This window comes from Curtobacterium sp. MCLR17_007, from assembly GCF_003234655.2.
Taxonomy (GTDB): domain Bacteria; phylum Actinomycetota; class Actinomycetes; order Actinomycetales; family Microbacteriaceae; genus Curtobacterium.
On sequence record NZ_CP126271.1, the window covers coordinates 3084627 to 3101888 of the forward strand.

16 protein-coding genes are annotated in these 17262 nt (G+C 69.2%); 9 read left to right on the plus strand and 7 right to left on the minus strand.

Annotated elements, in window-relative coordinates:
- Nucleotides 1-376: 376 nt before the first annotated feature.
- Genes DEJ13_RS14560 through DEJ13_RS14570 form a run of 3 tightly spaced genes read left to right on the plus strand, consistent with a single transcriptional unit; the run spans nucleotide 377 to nucleotide 3631 of the window.
- Nucleotides 377-1879, plus strand: a complete 1503-nt coding sequence (locus DEJ13_RS14560) for a DUF6421 family protein (RefSeq protein ID WP_111107531.1) — start codon at nucleotides 377-379, stop codon at nucleotides 1877-1879.
- Nucleotides 1876-2550 (plus strand): SDR family oxidoreductase, encoded by a 675-nt coding sequence (locus tag DEJ13_RS14565; RefSeq protein ID WP_258374149.1) that lies wholly within the window; start codon nucleotides 1876-1878, stop codon nucleotides 2548-2550. The genes DEJ13_RS14560 and DEJ13_RS14565 overlap by 4 nt, the downstream gene beginning before the upstream one ends.
- Nucleotides 2551-2557: 7 nt before the next feature.
- Nucleotides 2558-3631, plus strand: coding sequence for a threonine aldolase family protein (locus tag DEJ13_RS14570; RefSeq protein WP_111107532.1), 1074 nt, complete (start codon nucleotides 2558-2560; stop codon nucleotides 3629-3631).
- 33 nt (nucleotides 3632-3664) lie between these two features.
- Here DEJ13_RS14570 and DEJ13_RS14575 read toward each other — a convergent pair whose 3' ends face one another.
- The 3 genes from DEJ13_RS14575 to DEJ13_RS14585 form a co-directional block, all read right to left on the minus strand.
- Entirely contained in the window at nucleotides 3665-5131 is a 1467-nt protein-coding gene (locus DEJ13_RS14575; RefSeq protein WP_111107533.1) for an SDR family NAD(P)-dependent oxidoreductase, read from the minus strand.
- 92 nt (nucleotides 5132-5223) lie between these two features.
- Complete coding sequence (locus DEJ13_RS14580) at nucleotides 5224-6366, minus strand: SGNH/GDSL hydrolase family protein (protein ID WP_111107534.1); 1143 nt, start codon at nucleotides 6364-6366, stop codon at nucleotides 5224-5226.
- A 93-nt stretch (nucleotides 6367-6459) separates the two neighbouring features.
- Complete coding sequence (locus DEJ13_RS14585) at nucleotides 6460-7401, minus strand: LysR family transcriptional regulator (protein WP_111107535.1); 942 nt, start codon at nucleotides 7399-7401, stop codon at nucleotides 6460-6462.
- A 72-nt stretch (nucleotides 7402-7473) separates the two neighbouring features.
- Here DEJ13_RS14585 and DEJ13_RS14590 point away from each other — a divergent pair, with 72 nt between their 5' ends.
- Complete coding sequence (locus DEJ13_RS14590; protein ID WP_111107536.1) at nucleotides 7474-8445, plus strand: putative oxygenase MesX; 972 nt, start codon at nucleotides 7474-7476, stop codon at nucleotides 8443-8445.
- Between the two features lie 41 nt (nucleotides 8446-8486).
- Nucleotides 8487-9536 (plus strand): methionine synthase, encoded by a 1050-nt coding sequence (locus tag DEJ13_RS14595; protein WP_111107537.1) that lies wholly within the window; start codon nucleotides 8487-8489, stop codon nucleotides 9534-9536.
- Between the two features lie 176 nt (nucleotides 9537-9712).
- Here DEJ13_RS14595 and DEJ13_RS14600 read toward each other — a convergent pair whose 3' ends face one another.
- Nucleotides 9713-10111, minus strand: a complete 399-nt coding sequence (locus DEJ13_RS14600) for a hypothetical protein (protein ID WP_111107538.1) — start codon at nucleotides 10109-10111, stop codon at nucleotides 9713-9715.
- A 145-nt stretch (nucleotides 10112-10256) separates the two neighbouring features.
- Nucleotides 10257-12143, minus strand: coding sequence for an alpha/beta hydrolase (locus DEJ13_RS14605; RefSeq protein ID WP_111107539.1), 1887 nt, complete (start codon nucleotides 12141-12143; stop codon nucleotides 10257-10259).
- A gap of 125 nt (nucleotides 12144-12268) precedes the next feature.
- Here DEJ13_RS14605 and DEJ13_RS14610 point away from each other — a divergent pair, with 125 nt between their 5' ends.
- The 4 genes from DEJ13_RS14610 to DEJ13_RS14625 all read left to right on the plus strand — a co-directional run bounded on the left by DEJ13_RS14610 (nucleotide 12269) and on the right by DEJ13_RS14625 (nucleotide 14988).
- On the plus strand, nucleotides 12269-12694 hold the full coding sequence (locus DEJ13_RS14610) for a PRC-barrel domain-containing protein (protein ID WP_111107540.1): 426 nt from the start codon (nucleotides 12269-12271) through the stop codon (nucleotides 12692-12694).
- A gap of 87 nt (nucleotides 12695-12781) precedes the next feature.
- Nucleotides 12782-13978, plus strand: coding sequence for an FAD-binding domain-containing protein (locus DEJ13_RS14615; RefSeq protein WP_111107572.1), 1197 nt, complete (start codon nucleotides 12782-12784; stop codon nucleotides 13976-13978).
- A gap of 228 nt (nucleotides 13979-14206) precedes the next feature.
- Nucleotides 14207-14734, plus strand: coding sequence for a hypothetical protein (locus tag DEJ13_RS14620; RefSeq protein WP_111107541.1), 528 nt, complete (start codon nucleotides 14207-14209; stop codon nucleotides 14732-14734).
- Nucleotides 14731-14988: a hypothetical protein gene (locus DEJ13_RS14625; RefSeq protein WP_146245278.1), complete on the plus strand. Its 258-nt coding sequence runs from the start codon at nucleotides 14731-14733 to the stop codon at nucleotides 14986-14988. Before DEJ13_RS14620 ends, DEJ13_RS14625 begins: the two co-directional genes overlap by 4 nt.
- A 216-nt stretch (nucleotides 14989-15204) precedes the next feature.
- Here the strand turns inward: DEJ13_RS14625 and DEJ13_RS14630 are convergent, their stop codons facing one another.
- Nucleotides 15205-15738, minus strand: coding sequence for a hypothetical protein (locus tag DEJ13_RS14630; protein WP_146245279.1), 534 nt, complete (start codon nucleotides 15736-15738; stop codon nucleotides 15205-15207).
- Between the two features lie 200 nt (nucleotides 15739-15938).
- Entirely contained in the window at nucleotides 15939-17216 is a 1278-nt protein-coding gene (locus DEJ13_RS14635) for an MFS transporter (protein WP_111107543.1), read from the minus strand.
- Between the last annotated feature and the right edge of the window lie 46 nt (nucleotides 17217-17262).

The window sequence follows — 17262 nt, forward strand, 5'->3', positions numbered from 1 at the left end:
CGGCCTGGCCTGACGCCTCCGTGGCACGACCACGTTCTGATCCGGCTCGCCTGCACCGGGAGGCCCGTTCTGCGGTCTGAGCGCACCCCGGCGCTGACCGCGGGGTCCGCGCAACGAGCACGCTCGGTGACGAATCCGGTCGGCAGATCCCGCGGTTCGCGCACCTGATTCGTCATCCCCCAGAACGAAGTCGTCCGCCCGGCCGCGGGGTTGTTGCGCGGGCCGCCGACATCGCCGCGTCGGGGCCGCAACCGCGCACGTTTCCGCCGGAAAGAGGGCGAATTGCGTCGCCGCTTGCTCATTAGGCTTCCGTCAGGACCAGCTACCGAGCCCGGTCCTCCTGCTTCCGCAGCAGCCCAACGACGGGAGGTTCGACATGTCGCAGTTCGTCCACGCCCACACGCAGGACGCCATCGTCGGTGAACCCGAGGTCGTCGAGGACCGCGCGACGGAGCAGGACCGCACCGTCCGCCAGGTCGCCACGCACCCCGGCTGGCTCCGTCTGAAGGACGCCGTCGTGGCGTTCCGTGCGCTGCAGGCGCAGGACGGCTCGGTACCGGACCAGGCGGACCACCGGGCGGCCGCGGAACACGTGGCCACGATCCTCCCGGCGATCGCCGAACTGGCCCCGCACTTCCCGCACGACGCGGCGTACCTCGCCGCCCTGCAGCGCGACTTCGCGCGATGGGAACAGCAGGGGTTCGGCGTCCCCGACTTCCTCGACGCGCTGAACGCCTTCCAGCCGCAGCGGCACCGCGTCGACGGCCTCGGCCACCTGGTCGTCTTCCCGATGGTCACGCAGAACGGCAGCGCCAGCCGCCTGGTCGAAGCGGTGCTGGTCGAGGTGATCTGGCCCGAGTTCATCGCCGAGCTCGAGGCCGGCGAGTACGGCAACCAGCTGTTCGTGGCGCTGCGGTTCGTCGACTTCACCCCGGGCTACGACACGAACTCGGCGGTGCTGTTCCCCGAGACGGTCGCGATGCGCGAGGTCCCGGCGTTCACGTGGGGCGCGATCTTCCAGGACCGCGAGGCCGCCCGCTACCGCCGGGTCGTCCGCGCGGCGGCGGCGATCACCAAGCTCGACCTGCCCGACGACGCCGCCGCGATGCTCGACGACCAGGAGCTGACCGAGCGGGTGTTCGTGATGTGGGACATCATCCACGACCGCTCGCACATGCGTGGTGACCTGCCGTTCGACCCGTTCATGATCAAGCAGCGGATGCCGTTCTTCCTGTACTCGCTCGAGGAACTGCGCTGCGACCTGACGGCCTTCCGTGAGAGCGTCCGACTGCAGCGGACGCTCTCGGAGCTGCCGGACGAGGGCCTCACCGCCGCGCAGCGGGACATCCGCGACCACGCGCGCCTGGTGCAGTACGCGGTCATCTTCGACCGCATCTTCCGCTTCGCGATCACCGGCAGCCGCGTCCGCAACTACGACGGGCTGGGCGGCCAGCTGCTGTTCGCGTGGATGCACCAGCACGGTGTCCTGCACTGGACGGACACGCAGCTCACGATCGACTGGGACGCGGTGCCGGACGTCGTCATCGCGCTCAGCGACCAGATCAACGAGCTGTACTGGCGGTCGATCGACCGGCCGAAGTCGGCGCACTGGCTTGCCGCGTACTCGATGGTGAGCCAGACGCTCACGCCGCACCCGGCCTCCCGGTGGGCCGCCGGCCTGCCGAGCGAGACGCTCGCCGGACCGCCGAAGGGCTACACCGACGCAGTGCTGGACGACGAGTTCCCGCTGTCGATGTTCTACGAGGCGCTCAACAAGAAGATGGCCGCGGTGATCGCGTCGACGGCCGGGATCACCGGCGCGTCACCCGACGCGTCGTCTGACGCCGCCGCTTCCGCTCGCGTCGCGGACGCCGCGTGAGCGGTCGTTCCGTGGCCGGCCGGCTGGTGCTGATCGCCGGAGCGACCAGTGCCAGCGGCGCGGCCGTCGCGCGGGCGCTCACCACCGCCGGAGCCGCGGTCGTCGCCGTCGGCACCCGGCCCGACGCCCTGGAGGCCCTGGCCGCGTCCGTCCCGGGCGTCACCACCCACACGTGCGACCTCGCTGACCTCGATGCGGTCACCGCGCTGGCGGCGACGGTCCATGATGCCCACGGCCCGGTCGACGGGCTGGTCCACCTGGTCGGTGGGTGGCGCGGTGGCGGGGGGCTCGCCGGACAGTCCGACGAGGACTGGGACTTCTTCGACCGCGGCTTCCGCACCCTGCGCAACACGACCCGGGTGTTCAACCCCGACCTCGTCGCGTCCACAGCGGGGCGACTGGCGACCGTGTCGTCCACGGCGGTCGACTCCCCCACCGCCGGGGGCGCGAACTACGCCGCCGCGAAGGCCGCTGCCGACACCTGGGTCCGCGCCGTGGCCCAGGGCTTCCGGAAGGACGCACCGGCCTCGGCAGCAGCGGCGATCGTCGTCGTCCGCGCGCTCGACGGGCTCGAGGACCAGCTCGGCGACGAGGTCGTCAGGCTCTGGGACGCTCCACCAGACACACTCAACGGCACCCGCATCCCCCTTCCCCACGTCTCCCGAGGATGATGAACCCGTGACTCTCCAACTCCACGACCTCGACCTGCGGGGCTTCGCCTCGGACAACTACGCCGGCGTCCACCCCGAGGTCCTCGAGGCGATCGCCGCCGCGAACCAGGGACACCAGATCGCCTACGGCGAGGACGTCTACACGGCACGCCTGCAGGACGTCATCACGGCGCACTTCGGGTCGCAGGCCCAGGCCTTCCCGGTCTTCAACGGCACCGGCGCGAACGTCGTCGGCCTGCAGTCCATGCTGCCGCGATGGGGTGCGGTCGTGTGCACCTTGACCGCGCACATCCACACCGACGAGGCCGGAGCCCCCGAGCGGGTCGCCGGCATCAAGCTGCTCACCGTCGACGCCCCGGACGGCAAGCTCACCCCGGAGCTGATCGACAAAGAGGCCTGGGGATGGGGCGACGAGCACCGCCCCCAGCCGCTCGTGGTGTCGATCACCCAGACCACCGAGCTCGGCACGGCCTACTCCGTCGACGAGATCCGGGCGATCGCGGACCACATCCACCCGCTCGGCATGACGCTGCACATGGACGGCGCCCGCATCTCGAACGCGGCTGCGAGCCTCGGACTGCCGCTCCGCGACTTCACCACGGACGCCGGCGTCGACGTGCTGAGCTTCGGTGGCACCAAGAACGGGATGCTCTACGGCGAGGCGATCGTCGTGCTGAACCCCGCCGCGTCCGAGGGGCTGCACTACCTGCGGAAGATGAACATGCAGCTGTCGTCGAAGATGCGGTTCGTGTCGGCGCAGCTCATCGCCCTGCTGACCGACGACCTGTACCTGCGGTCGGCCTCGCACGCGAACGCCATGGCCGCCCGACTCCGCGGTGCGCTCGAGGCGGGGATCGCGGACGGCAGCATCGAGGGCGTCGGCTTCAGCCAGGAGACCCAGGCGAACGGGGTGTTCGCGACGCTGCCCGCCGGCGTGGCCGATCGGCTGCGCGAGCACTTCCGGTTCTACGACTGGGATGCGTCGCGGAACGAGGTGCGGTGGATGTGCTCGTTCGACACCTCGGAGCAGGACATCGACGCGTTCGTGGCGGCGTTTGCGCGGGAGGTCGCGGCGGTCTGACCCGCGTGTGATCTCGTGTGGAGGCCGGACCGGTCACCACGCGCTGGGCGCGTAGTCCTTCAGGAAGACGCCGAACAGGTCCTCGCCGGCCTCGCCCCGGACGATCGGGTCGTAGACCCGGGCGGCGCCGTCGACCAGGTCGAGCGGGGCGTGGAAGCCCTCCTCGGCGAGTCGGAGCTTGGTTGCGTGCGGCCGCTCGTCGGTGATCCAGCCCGTGTCGACACTGGTCATCAGGATGCCGTCGGTCTCGAACACCTCTTGCGCGCTCGTCCGCGTGAGCATGTTGACCGCGGCCTTCGCCATGTTCGTGTGCGGGTGTCCCGGGCCCTTGTACGCGCGGCCGAAGACCCCTTCCATGGCGCTGACGTTCACCACGTACGTGCGCCGCGCAGCACTCGCCGCCATCGCCCGTCGCAGCTTCGAGATCAGGATGAACGGCGCGGTCGTGTTCGCCAGCTGGACCTCGAGCATCTCGAGCGGATCGACCTCGTCCACGCGCTGGGTCCACGAGTTGTCGTCGTGCAGATCGGGCAGCAGACCGCCGGCATCGATGGCGGTCCCGGCAGCGTGTCGTTCGAGTGAGCTCGACCCCGGGGCGAGCGCCTGCTCGGTGAGCTCGTCCGCTCGGGCCGCGGCCGCCGCCAGGATGGGGTGCGCGGAGACCGATCGCTCGAGCGCCAGGGGGTGCCGGTCGCTCGTGTGCCCGAACGTCACCAGCTCGGGCAGCGGTCCGTCCGGCAACGGCGCGAGCTCGGCGTCGACCAGAGGCTGGTACGCCCCGGTCGAGCGCCGGACGGTCTGTGTCGCGTTGTTGATCAGGATGTCGAGGGCACCGGCAGCCGCCACGTCCTCGGCGAGACCGATCACCTGGGCGGGGTCGCGGAGGTCGATGCCCACGACCTTGAGCCGCGGCATCCACTCCGCGGCGTCGGGCAGGCTCGCGAACCGGCGCACTGCGTCCCGCGGGAAGCGCGTCGTGATCGTCGTGTGTGCGCCGTCACGGAGCAGCCGGAGCGCGATGTACATGCCGATCTTCGCGCGGCCGCCGGTGAGCAGCGCCCGCTTGCCCGTCAGGTCAGTCCGGGCATCGCGCTTGGCATGGCTCAGCGCAGCGCACCGGGGACACAGCTGGTGGTAGAACGCGTCGACCAGCGTGTAGTGCTGCTTGCACATGTAGCACGGGCGGGACTTCAGCAGCGTGCCCGCGGTGGCGCTCTGGGTCGATGCGCTGATCGGGACGCCGCGGGTCTCGTCGTCGATGCGGTCGGCGGCGCCGGTCGCGGTGCCGGCGATCACGCGACGGTCTGCCTCGGCGATGACCGCCCGCTTCTCGAGCCGGTGTGCCCGCTTGACGGCCTTGAACATCTTCGCCGTCGCCTGCCGGACGCTGACGAAGTCCGGGTGCGTCTCGTCGATCGACGGCAGCTGCTCGAGGACCCGGAGCGCGACGCGGAGGTCGTCGGGGTCGATGCCGCTGGGATCAGAACGCTCGGAGGTCACACGGGATTCTACTCGCGGTCACCGGCGTGGACAGGACCTCGTCGAGCCGCATCACCCCAACCTGCTGGGGCAACACCCGTCACCAGCGGTGACTACCCGTCGTGCGCCGCCAGCGTCGACAGCACGAGCTTCGCGATCCGCTGCTGCCCCTTGTCGTTCGGGTGGATGCCGTCCGTCGAGTAGATCCCCTTGCCGGAGTACGTGGCCTTCGGGAAGGTGTCGTCCATGCTCACGTACACGGCCCCGGCCTTCGTGGCGGCCTGCTTCGTCGCAGCGAGGTAGCGCGACCAGGGACTCGACATGGTGTTCGTCATCGAGGACGCCGGCGTGAACTCCCCGATCACCAGCAGTGACGGCTTCGACGGCAGTGCGGCGAGCGCCTCCAGGAACGCCCGGTACTGCGTGCCGAGCTCGGCCGGCGTCACGTGCTGCGCGTCGTTGCCGCCCAGCGTGATCGTGACCAGGTCCGGTGCGGCCCGGCGCATGGCCGTCAGGAACCCGGCCTGGTCCCGGGTGAAGGTCGAGATCGTCGCACCGGACTGCGCGGAGTCGTACCGCTGGATGCCCTTGTCCCGGTCGCCGTCGTAGATCGTGAAGCCCTGCAACGAGAACGGCGCGACTGCGGTGACGGTGACGGTGTGCTTGCCGCGCCGCAGGTCGTCCACCTTGGTGACGGTCCCCGTGCTGGCCTTCCCCGTCGTGGACGCCGTCCGCGGTGCGCCGCCGTCGATGCTGTAGGTGAAGTCGCCCGACCCCTCGTAGCGCGTCCACCAGATGTCGAGCCCGGTCCCCGTGAACGGGTACGTCCGTGACGCGCCCGCCTGCATGGCGACGGACCGGTAGCCCAGGTCGGGCACGGTCTTGTCGAACTGGCTCGATCCGGAGCGCGCGGTCGCCCAGTCGCCCCACGTCGAGTCCGGCTCGTAGACGGCGAACTGCGCGGGGAGGTACCCGGCACCGCCACGGGCGCCGGAGGTCGGGTGCTCCTTCCGGAGCTGGTCGAGCGTCAGGTCCATCCAGCGGGTGGAACGGGTCGAGGCGCCCTGCCCCTCGGTGACCGAGTCGCCCAGCGCGACCCACCGCGCGGGAGCATCGGACCGGTCCGCCACGGCGGTGTTCCACGCGGCGAAGGGTTCGTCTGTGCCTGACCCGGTCGAGGCGCACCCCGTCGCGAGTCCTGCGACGAGGGCCACGAGCAGCCCGGCGACCATGTGTGATGCCCTGCGGGATGCCATGCGGCCAGGGTAGATGCTGCCATCTGGCAGGAACCGGACGGGAGGCGCGTGGCGGGCCCGCCACGCGCCTCCCGTCCGGTGTGCGGTCCGCTCTCACCCCAGCGGCTCCACGCCGTAGCTGGTGACCACCGCCCGCAGCTCGTCCAGGTAGGTCTGCGCCTGCACCGTCAGGGGCACGGAGGAGTGCGCGATCCACCCGATCTCGATGCGCTCGTCGACGTCGAGGGGGATGGCGACGATCTCCGGGTCCAGGTCGTCACTGATCAGCCCCGTCGAGATCGTGTAGCCGCCGAGCCCGATCATCAGGTTGAAGATCGTCGCCCGGTCCGACACCCGGATCTCCCGCTTGCTGGACATCGTCGACAGGATCTCCTCGGCCAGGTAGAAGGAGTTGTTCGCGCCCTGGTCGAATGTCAGCCGAGGCAGGTCCGCCAGATCGGCCAGGGTCGCACGCTTCCGGGTCGCGATCGGGTTCCGCCGGGCGACGAAGATGTGCGGCTGGGCGACGAACAGCGGTGTGAACACGACCCCGGCGTCCCGCAGCAGCTTGCCGAGGACCTGCCGGTTGAAGTCGTTGCGGTACAGGATGCCGACCTCGCTGCGCAGGGTGCGGACGTCCTCGATGATGTCCCAGGTACGCGTCTCACGGAGCGAGAACTCGTACTCGTCGGCAGCGGCGGCCTCGACCATCCGGACGAAGGCCTCCACCGCGAACGAGTAGTGCTGGGCAGACACCCCGAGCAGCCGGCGTGACGGCTGCCCGCCGACGTACCGCTGTTCGAGCAGCGAGACCTGCTCGACGACCTGGCGGGCGTAGCCGAGGAACTCGACGCCGTCGACGGTGAGGACGACACCACGCGCCGAACGCACGAAGAGCGCCCGGCCGATCCGGGCCTCCAGGTCCTTCATCGCGGCCGACAGCGTCGGCTGCGCGACGTAGAGCAGGTCGGCCGCAGCGCTGATCGAGCCCTCGGTCGCGACCTCGATGAAGTACCGGAGCTGCTGCAGGGTGATGTCGTTCGAGACGCGGGCCATAGGCGGAGGCTATACCAGCGCATAGCATCTCGGGATTACCCGATGACCCGCGCCTCCCGTCATGATCGAGGAATGGCGAATGACCTGACCTTCAGCATCACGCGGACGCGGTTCGACGAGGACTACTCCCCCGCGGACAGCTCCCGGCTGACCACGAACTTCGCCAACCTGGCGCGCGGCGAGCACCGTCAGCAGAACCTGCGCAACGCCCTCGCCATGATCGACCGTCGCTGCAACGACCTGGCTGCCGGGGGTCCGGCCGCCGACCGGTACCGGGTGGAGCTCGACATCGTCTCCGTCACGGCGCACTTCGTCGACGACGGCACCGACGGTGCGTTCCCGCTGCTCGAGATGCTCGACGTCACGATCCTCGACCAGCACACCGGCGAGCGCCACCAGGGCATCCTCGGCAACAACTTCTCGTCGTACCTGCGGGACTACGACTTCGCGGTGCTGCTCCCGTCGGCTCCGTCGCTGCCGGCCGACTTCGGACACCTGCACGGGCAGCTGTTCCAGCGCTTCCTGGAGTCGTCGGCGTTCCGCGCGGAGTTCGACCTGGAGCCGGTCGTCTGCATCAGCGTCTCGACCAGCCAGACCTACCGACAGAACGGCTTCGTGCATCCAGTCCTCGGCGCCGAGTACGAGCACGAGCACTCCTCGCTCACCGATGACTACTTCGGCCGGATGGGCATGCAGGTCCGGTACTTCATGCCCCCGGGCGGCAAGGCCCCGCTCGCGTTCTACTCCCGCGGCGACCTGCTCAGCGACTACTCGGACCTGCAGCTCATCGGCACGATCAGCACGATGGAGACGTTCCAACAGATCTACCGACCGGAGATCTACAACGCGAACGCCCCGGCGCCGAGCACCTACCGCCCGAGCCTCGCGCACGAGGACTACACGGTGCCGCCCGTCTCCTACGACCGCGAGGAGCGGAGCCGCCTCGCGATCACCCAGGGCCGGTACACCGAGGAGCACCTCGTGACGCCGCATCGGGCGCTCCTCGAGCAGTGGGCATCCCGTCCCACAGCCGTGGCCGTCTGACCCATTTCCTGCTTCCTCGACCGTCTGGATCTCCTACGACCATGAGCACCCTCCTTCCCACCGCCATCGTCGGCAGCCTGCCGAAACCGTCCTGGCTCGCCGAGCCCGAGAAGCTCTGGTCCCGCTGGCGGCTCGACGGGGCGGCACTGGCCGAGGGCAAGCAGGACGCCCTCCGCGCCGCCGTGCACGAGCAGGAGCGCGCCGGCCTCGACATCGTCAGCGACGGCGAGCAGACCCGCCAGCACTTCGTCACGACGTTCATCGAGCACCTGGATGGCGTCGACCTCGAGCGTAAGGAGACCGTCCGGATCCGCGACCGGTACGACGCGGCCGTGCCGACCGTCGTCGGTGCCGTCAGCCGCCGCGCGCCCGTGTTCGTGGACGACGCGCGCTTCCTGCGCGCCCAGACCGACCGCCCGATCAAGTGGGCGCTCCCCGGCCCGATGACGATGATCGACACGCTCTCCGACCAGCACTACAAGAGCCGCGAGAAGCTGGCGTGGGAATTCGCCCGGATCCTCAACGAGGAGGCCCACGAGCTCGAAGCAGCCGGCGTCGACATCATCCAGTTCGACGAGCCCGCCTTCACCGTCTTCCACGATGAGGTGCAGGACTGGGGCGTCGCCGCACTCGAACGCGCCACCGAGGGCCTGCGCGCCGAGACGGTCGTGCACATCTGTTACGGCTACGGGATCGAGGCCAACAACCGGTGGAAGGAGACGCTCGGGGCCGAGTGGCGCCAGTACGAGCAGTCCTTCCCGCTCCTGCAGCAGTCGTCGATCGACATCGTCTCGCTCGAGTGCATCCACTCCCACGTCCCGCTCGAGCTCGTCGAGCTCATCCGCGGGAAGAAGGTCATGCTCGGCGCGATCGACGTCGCGACCGAGACCGTGGAGACGCCGGAGGAGGTCGCGGAGGTGCTCCGTCGCGCGCTCGAGTTCGTCGACGCGGACAAGCTCATCCCGAGTTCGAACTGCGGGATGGCGCCGCTGGCGCGGGGCGCAGCGCTCGGGAAGCTCGGCGCGCTGTCCGCCGGCGCGGACATCGTCCGGGCGGAGCTCGCTGAGGTCGCCGTGCCGACAGCGCACTGACTCCGCTGACATGCAGGACGGCTCACCTCGGCAACGGGGCGAGCCGTCCTGCATCTCACGTCCGTCAGGTGTCTGGTTCTCGGTCGGGCCTGGAGGCATGGCTCGCCTCCGCCGCGGAGGGCGCGTCGGCTGGGCGCTCCGTCTCCCGGGGCTGACCGTCGGTCAGCTCGAGGTCATCACTCCTGACCCTCAAGGCTCATCTTGTCGAAGTCACCCGCAATGCACTGCGAGCTGCCGTCGATCGTGTACCCCCGGGGATCTGCCCGGAAGTCCGAAGAACTCACCGGACCGCCCCTGCCCCGAACTCCGAGGATGGGGTCCTCACCCCCGGTCTGGTAGCGCTCGGTCGTGACGCCGAGGTCCTTCCAGTGGCGCTCCACTGCGACGACATCGGCCTTCGGATCGGCGCTCGCAGCACGGACCATCGCGTAGACGTACTGAACGCCGCCTTGCTCCAGACCGAGACCGCACTTCCCGAGCCCGGGACCATCACTGACTTCCCACCCGTCGCCAACGATCGTGGTCGATTCCTCGACGAACGTGACGATGGACTGTTTCGCTTCTTTCGCGTTCATGCCAGATCCTTCGCTGCAACCAGTGAGAAGGGCGACGGTGAGCAGGACTGCTCCTGTCGCCCAGAGGACGGTGACGGCTCTTCGCCGAGGTGGTTTCATCTGCCAGTTCCTTCCAGATCGGCTCGCTTGAGCGAGATCGGCGTGATCACTTCGTCAACAGCTCTGGCTGGCCGGTCGTGGCGTACGCGACGTTCTGCAGCGACTGCGTGTTCTCGTCGAGGTACCCGCCGCCGTACCACGTGTGCACCCCGTGGTCGCGAACGGGTTGGAGGCCTGGAGCTCCATCGGCGCCGAAGCTCGTGGCACCGAATTCCGGCGCGGTCGGATCCTGGTGGTGATCGGAGCTGAAGTCACGTCCGACTGCCGCCCATTCGTCGCCGCTCCAGTGCTCGATGATCGGCTTCACCACGTCTGCCTGCCCCGCGTAGACCGCATCCGCCTGGATCTCGTCCGCCCCGTGGATGCTGTCCGGGATGCCCGCTGATGCGATGGCGGTGAACGAATCGACGTGCACACCCTCGGTCGTGAGCGCGTAGGACGCGGTCGTCGTGCCGTAGGAGTGCCCGAGCACATTGACCCTGGGCATGATGACGGCCCTCGTCGCGTCCAGGCCCATGATCGACGCGGCCAGCTTCTTGCCACCGGCTTTTGCGAAGTCGCTGCCGAACACGGCGGCACTCGCCGGCGGGACCGGCGGCGCCTCGTACCCCATCCACGCGACAACGGCGTTCGTGGAGCCGCGACCCACAGGGACCGCCTTGGCTTGCTCGCTGGAGACGTTCTGAGCGGCATCCGTCCAATCGGTCATGCTGCCCGTGCTCGACCCCATCCCCGGCACCGCCCAGGTGACGTTGGTCGCTTCATCCAGATCTCCGATGGAGACGGCGGCCAGAGGGGGATGGTCTGCGCTGAGCACCGTGAGCGTGCGAGGGCCTCTGCGGCCGTTGCGGTTGAGAGAAGCCTTGATCGATTCGAGGGCGGAGAGGTCCGCCGCGTCCTTGCGTGCTGCAGCGCTGTAGACGCGGTCCGGACGATCGAGGTCGTCCAGGAACTGTTTCGCGGACGCGATCCGACGATCGAGCACGGCAACGTTCGCAGCGCTGCGCGCCCAGTACGGTGCCCCTTCGAGGTTGCCCAACACGGTCAACACCGAGGTCGGAAGCAGTGCGAGGTCCGGAGCGTCTTCCTTCGTGAGACCGAGGTCCGTCCACATCGCGGCGACCTCGGTCGGGGTCAGTCCCGTCGCGAAGAGCCGTTGGACGTCTCGGACGAGCTCGTCGTCGGTCACCCTGCCGATCGCGGCATTCGTCAGCGATCCGACGCCTCCCGCCTGCTCGAACGCGTCGGCGATGCGGTCGATCCACGCAGCATCGGCTCGGTTCTCCTCAAGGAACAGTTCGAAGCCCGTGACGAAGGTGCATCCGTCGATCGTCACCCAGGAGCACGACGCGGTGAAGGCCTTCCACGCGCTGGCGAGCGTCGAGGCCTTCGCTGCCGCAGCAGCATCGTTCGCCCGGCTGACCGTGCTGAAGTCACGCAGTCGCGCCGGGTCCGCCGAGCTCCGACCGTGCCCCGCGGCGCCCCCGGACCGCCTGCGTTCACGTGGCACGAACGCCGCATGGATGGACGGCGGTCGGATCGCGACCTCCGACGGTTTCGGGGTGCGGATGGAGACCGGAGGCAAGGTGGTGGTCACGAGCAGTGATGTCGCCGCGGCGTGCTGGCGGTCGCGCTCGGCTGCGCGCCAGGCATCAACAGCGTCCAGCCGTTCCTCCTCGGCCTCCGCAGAGATCTTGGCGTCGCGGACCTGACCGGCGAGGTCGTTCAGGACGGACGCCAGCTTGCCCCGATCAGTTGACTCGGCCGAGGCGGACTCGGTGAACCTGTCGGCGTAGGCGCCGGAGAAGTCCACCGCTGCTTCCTCGACGGCGGACCGACGGGCCCCCGACTGCGCACGGAGCTCGTTCTCAGCCGCCGTGGCCGCTCTGATGACGGCGTCGGCTGCTGCCGCGTCGAACGCGATCTTCCCCATGACTTCCCCCTCCGGCCCACCCCGGTCCGGGTCCCGACCCTAGCGGGAATCTCCACCGACATGCACGTATTCCACATGTCGCTTTCGATCGGGCGGCTGCCCAGCCAGGGGCGTTGACTACACGCATGATCCCCAAGAGCAAGATCCACGAGGTCGAGAGCGCGCCAGTCCGAGACCGCGACGGCGCATCGGTCGGCAAGGTCGCGCAGGTCTTCCCCTCCGACGAGGACGGCAGCGCTGCGTTCGTCAGCGTCGCGACAGGACTCTTCGGAGGCCACACCGCGCTCGTCCCGGTCGGAGACGCCACCTTCGACGGGAAGGACCTGCACGTCGGGTACGCGAAGAGCGCGATCAAGGGTGCGCCGTCCCCCGGAGCCGGAAGCACCTTGTCCCTCGCCGAGGAGAACGCCGCCCGCAAGCACTTCGGGCTGTCCCCAGCTGGCAAGGCGACCGGCGACATGGGCGACCCGCACGAGAACCTCGACCAGGCCGGTACCGGTCCTGCGGGTGCAGACGACACCGAGGGCGCAGGGACGACCCCGCCGGCGTGAGCAGCGGCGTCCCCGCGAGCGCGGTGCTGTGGTGACGCGGCCGGCAGCGCACGGCTCCTCCCGCAGCGGCAAGCGCAGGATGGCGTGGTGACCACCCCCACCCGAGCCGCCGGCCTCGACGCCCTGCACGAGTTCGTCCCGCACGCCGGCCCCGATTACCGGCGCGACCGCAACCACGACCTCGGCCCCGCGCGGACCAACGTCTCCGGCCTGTCGCCGTACCTGCGGCACCGGCTGGTCACCGAGCAGGAGGTCATCGACGCCGTCCTGTCCCGACACAGCCTGCACGCGGCGGAGAAGTTCGTGCAGGAGGTCTTCTGGCGCACCTACTGGAAGGGCTGGCTCGAGCAGCGCCCGGCGGTCTGGCGCCGCTACCGCGCCGACGTCAGCGACCTGCTCGCGGGAGACCTGCCCGCCCACTACGAGGACGTGATCGCCGGCCGATCCGGCATCGACGCGATGGACGCCTGGGTCGGCGAACTCATCGAGACGGGGTACCTGCACAACCACACGCGCATGTGGTTCGCGAGCATCTGGATCTTCACCCTCGAGCTGCCGTGGCAACTCGGCGCCGACTTCTTCTACCGCCACCTGCTCGACGGTGATGCCGCCTCGAACACGCTGTCCTGGCGATGGGTGGCCGGGCTCCAGACCCGCGGCAAGACGTACCTGGCGACGACGGAGAACATCGCCCGGTACACGGACGGGCGGTTCGCACCGACGGGCCTGGCCACCGAGGCCCGTGGACTCGACGAGGAACCGTTCCCCGCCTCCACACCGGTCCCGTCCGACGACGTCGACGGGCGCCCCGGGGAGCGCGTCGGACTGCTCCTGCACGAGGAGGACCTCGAGGCCGAGAGCCTGCTGTCCGAGCACCCCTCCCTCGCTGGGTCGATCCGCGCGACAGCGGTGACCGCCGATCCCGAGCAGCGCTCCCCGGCGGCGGTGTCCGCGCCAGTGCGGGCATTCACCGCCGGTGCAGTGGCAGACGCAGCGTCGCGGACAACCGACGCCAGCGGACGTCCGGCGACAGTGCTCGACTCGGCCGCGCCCTCCTCCGTCATCGAGTGGGCAGCGGCCGAGGGTCTCGACTCGATCGTCGTCCCCTACGCGCCCGTCGGCCCCGTCCACGAGCGTCTCGAGGTCCTGCGCGCAAGCCTCGGCGCGGAGGGCGTCGGTCTCGTCACCATCCGTCGGCGCTGGGACGGCCGAGCATGGCCGTACGCGTCGCGCGGCTTCTTCCCGTTCCGCGAGCGCATTCCCGGCCTCATCGGTCAGCGCTAGCGGACGCCGGCTCGACGAGCGCGCCTTCGCTGTCTTCCACGACGAGGTGCGGGATTGGGGCGTCGCCGCGTTCGCGCCCTGGTACTGAGGTCCACTCCGAACCGCAGCGCTCGCCACCGGACCTAGGCGCGCGACACGCGCGGGTGTTGCTTCAGGTTGCACATTTCACATTATGGCCGTGAATATGGGGTCACCCAGCAACGCAGCTGGCGCTCAAAGGAGACCACAATGAAGTCGTTGACCTCGATCACGCCTACCAAGACGGCGATCGTTGCAGCCATCACCACAGCGCTCTGCGCGTCGACGTTGACCATCACGCCCGCGCAAGCTGCGTCCGCCGCGCCGGTCGCTGACGTACGCGCAGCTGCCGAGAACCTCGGCGTCCAGGCCGCTGACCTCGAACAGGGGCTCGAGCTGGTCAGCGAGATCCCTGATTCCGTTCTCCTCGCGGGCGATGCTGCCGTGCAGAGCTGGATGGCCGGGAACCACCCGGAACTCGTCCAAGGCACGCGTGCGGACATCGTCGGCTGCGCTGGCGCCATTGCTTGGTTGATCGCCTCCACTGCGATCCCGGCAGCGAAGATCCTGAAGATCAAGAGGCTCATCGACGGGCTCGGAGGCGTTGCGAAGGCTGTCCGGCTGTTCTGGGGGGCGTCCTTCAAGTGGGAGAAGATCCAGGCCCTCGGAGGTGCGGCGGCGGCTCTCGGGGCCGAGCTGCTCGGGATCGCCGCGGTACAGCAGAAGTGCTTCTCGTGAAGCGGCGCACATCAGCGCTGATCACACTCGGTGGCCTCACAGCGTCGATCCTCGCGTACGCTCTCTTCGGGCCGATCCTCGCGGGCATCCTCGCACTCGCAACGCTCTGCTTCGCGGCTTTCCGTACGAGCATCATCGGGAGCACCACCATTCTGGCGACGAAGCCGATCGACCCTAAAGCGGTTCGCCAGTACCGGGAAGATCATCCCGGTGCCACCATCAGCGCAGCTGCGTCGATCGTCGCACGTAGGTAGTCGGATTCCGGACCCAGCAAATCCGCATCAGCTGACCAGAGGGCCGGCAGATACCGGCCCTCTGGTCCGCCTGCGGCGAGCGTGCAAGTCGTCGGCTTTCGCCTCGATCCCGCCCCGTCCCGTCGGGACGCTAGCCAGAGTTATGTTCGCCACCGCGGCGCCTGCCGGCCCTGCGTGGGCCTGTGCAGCAGCGCGCCGCTCACCGAAGTGCAGCGGTCAGCTCACGAGGCCGAGCGCTCGGCGCCGTACGCGCGGACGAATGCGTCCACGCCGTCGTCGAAGACCGCATCGACGGCGGCGGCGAGTTCCGGTGAGTTCAGCGCGAGGAGGAACGTCAGGGCGGTGAAGTGCTCGGAGGCCCGATGCGGGGTTCGCCGCGCGGATCACACCCGCTTCGGCCAGATCGCTGAACTGGGCCGCGATGACCTGCTCGGGATCATGTGCCAGATCCGTCCCGGACGCGGGGACCAATCGACTTGACTCGAGGAGCATCGTCACCTCTGCGGAGCGGTTCACGAAGGAGGGAGGCCGGGAGTTCGCGAACCATCCCCGGCTCACCTTGCGCCACCGCCACAGGACCAACGGAAGGAATGCGGCGAGCAGACCGACGGGGACCAGCAGGGAGATCCACAGAGACTGCTCGTCCCACGCGGTGGTGGACGGGTTCCAGCCCCACCGCATCAGCTTGACGAGGTGGTAGAGCGGGTTCTGAACGGCGAGTCCGGCCAGCCAAGTGGGCAGTGTGCTCACTGGCCAAGCCGCGTCGCTCAGACGCTGTCGCACCGGTCGCGCTCTTCGTCGGCGGCATGCTGATCTTCCCGGCGGGGGCGGTCATCCTCCGGCCGCTCGGTGGCCTGTCATCCCTTCCCCGGGGCCATCACAGACCGACGAACTCACTCGTCAGCAGTTCGGTGAGCACCCGGCGACGGCATCCGATTCGAACATGCAGCTCACGCCCGGTTCGCCGCCGCCCTCGCGGCATACCCCCACGCGATGAGCGCACCGACGACCAGCACCGTCGAGAAGATCGCGATCGCACCGTTCACCCCGAGCAACGTGCCGACCACACCGAGCGTCACACCACCGCCGGTCCGCAACCCCGACGCGAACATCCCGAACACGCCGAGCGTCCGCCCACGCTCGCCCGCCGTCGCCTCGAGCTGCACCAGGCTCTGCGCGATCGACATCGAGGCGATCTCCCCCATGCCCGCGATGACGAGCACCACGAGGGCGACCACGACGCTCGACGTCAGCGAGAACGCGAGCACCGCGCCACCGAACACCACCGTCGCCAGGACAGCGGCGCGCAGCGACGGCTTCAACAGCCCGGTCGCCTCCAGCAGGAAGCCACCGACCACTCCCCCGAGGCCCATCGCGAACAACAGCGCACCGTACGTGGCATCCGCGCCGGAACGGCCCGCCAGCCCGTTCGCGAACTCCGGCATCGCCGAAGGCAGGGCGTTGCCGACGGTGATCGCCACCAACCCGCCGATCACGATCATCGCGACGATGACGTGGTTCGACCCGATGCTGCGGAGCACACGCACGACCTCACGAGCCGTCATCCGCGGTACCGCGTCGAGGTCGGCGGCGTCGCGCACGTGCCCGGTGAAGCGCGTCCGGCCCATCTGGACCATCATCGGCAGGTAGAGCAGCACGTTGACGAAGATGCCGACCGTCGGTCCGAGCTGCAGCAGGAGCACCGACCCGACGACCGGGCCCAGCAGGATGCCGAGGCTCTGGAACGTCGAGTTCATCCGCACCGCGCTGGGCAGGTCGCGCTTCTCGACGAAGTCGTGCAGGAGCATCTGCTCGGCCGGGGCCCACAACGCGCCCGCAGCACCGTGGCCGAGCAACAGGACGCACGCCCATCCGACGCTGAGCGAATCGGTCAGGAACAGCACGCCCCACCCGATCGACACCAGCATGAACAGCGCCTGCGCGACCTGGATGATCCGGCGGCAGTCGTACTTCTCCGCGAGTGAACCGGACCACACCGAGAGGAGCAGGAACGGCAACCAGTGACTGATCACCTGGAACCCGACCAGCGTCGGCGAGTGGAACGTCTGCCACAGCACCCAGTAGCTGATGACGTGCTCGGTGTTGTCCGCCATCATCGACAGCCCCGACGTGAACAGGTACGGACGGGAGCTCCGGTTCCGGAGTGCTGCGAAGCGCCGCGGTCCCGTCGTCCGCACGTCGGGAACGGGTGGCTCGAACTCAGTCATGCAAGGCGCTCCGATGAAGGCCGGTCGGTCGGTCGACCATACGACG

Coding starts and splice junctions, on each gene's coding strand:
- DEJ13_RS14560 (WP_111107531.1), top strand. CDS start 377: ATGTCGCAGTTCGTCCACGCCCACACGCAGGACGCCATCGTCGGTGAA.
- DEJ13_RS14580 (WP_111107534.1), bottom strand. CDS start 6,366: ATGGCATCCCGCAGGGCATCACACATGGTCGCCGGGCTGCTCGTGGCC.
- DEJ13_RS14585 (WP_111107535.1), bottom strand. CDS start 7,401: ATGGCCCGCGTCTCGAACGACATCACCCTGCAGCAGCTCCGGTACTTC.
- DEJ13_RS14590 (WP_111107536.1), top strand. CDS start 7,474: ATGGCGAATGACCTGACCTTCAGCATCACGCGGACGCGGTTCGACGAG.
- DEJ13_RS14595 (WP_111107537.1), top strand. CDS start 8,487: ATGAGCACCCTCCTTCCCACCGCCATCGTCGGCAGCCTGCCGAAACCG.
- DEJ13_RS14600 (WP_111107538.1), bottom strand. CDS start 10,111: ATGAACGCGAAAGAAGCGAAACAGTCCATCGTCACGTTCGTCGAGGAA.
- DEJ13_RS14605 (WP_111107539.1), bottom strand. CDS start 12,143: ATGGGGAAGATCGCGTTCGACGCGGCAGCAGCCGACGCCGTCATCAGA.
- DEJ13_RS14610 (WP_111107540.1), top strand. CDS start 12,269: ATGATCCCCAAGAGCAAGATCCACGAGGTCGAGAGCGCGCCAGTCCGA.
- DEJ13_RS14620 (WP_111107541.1), top strand. CDS start 14,207: ATGAAGTCGTTGACCTCGATCACGCCTACCAAGACGGCGATCGTTGCA.
- DEJ13_RS14635 (WP_111107543.1), bottom strand. CDS start 17,216: ATGACTGAGTTCGAGCCACCCGTTCCCGACGTGCGGACGACGGGACCG.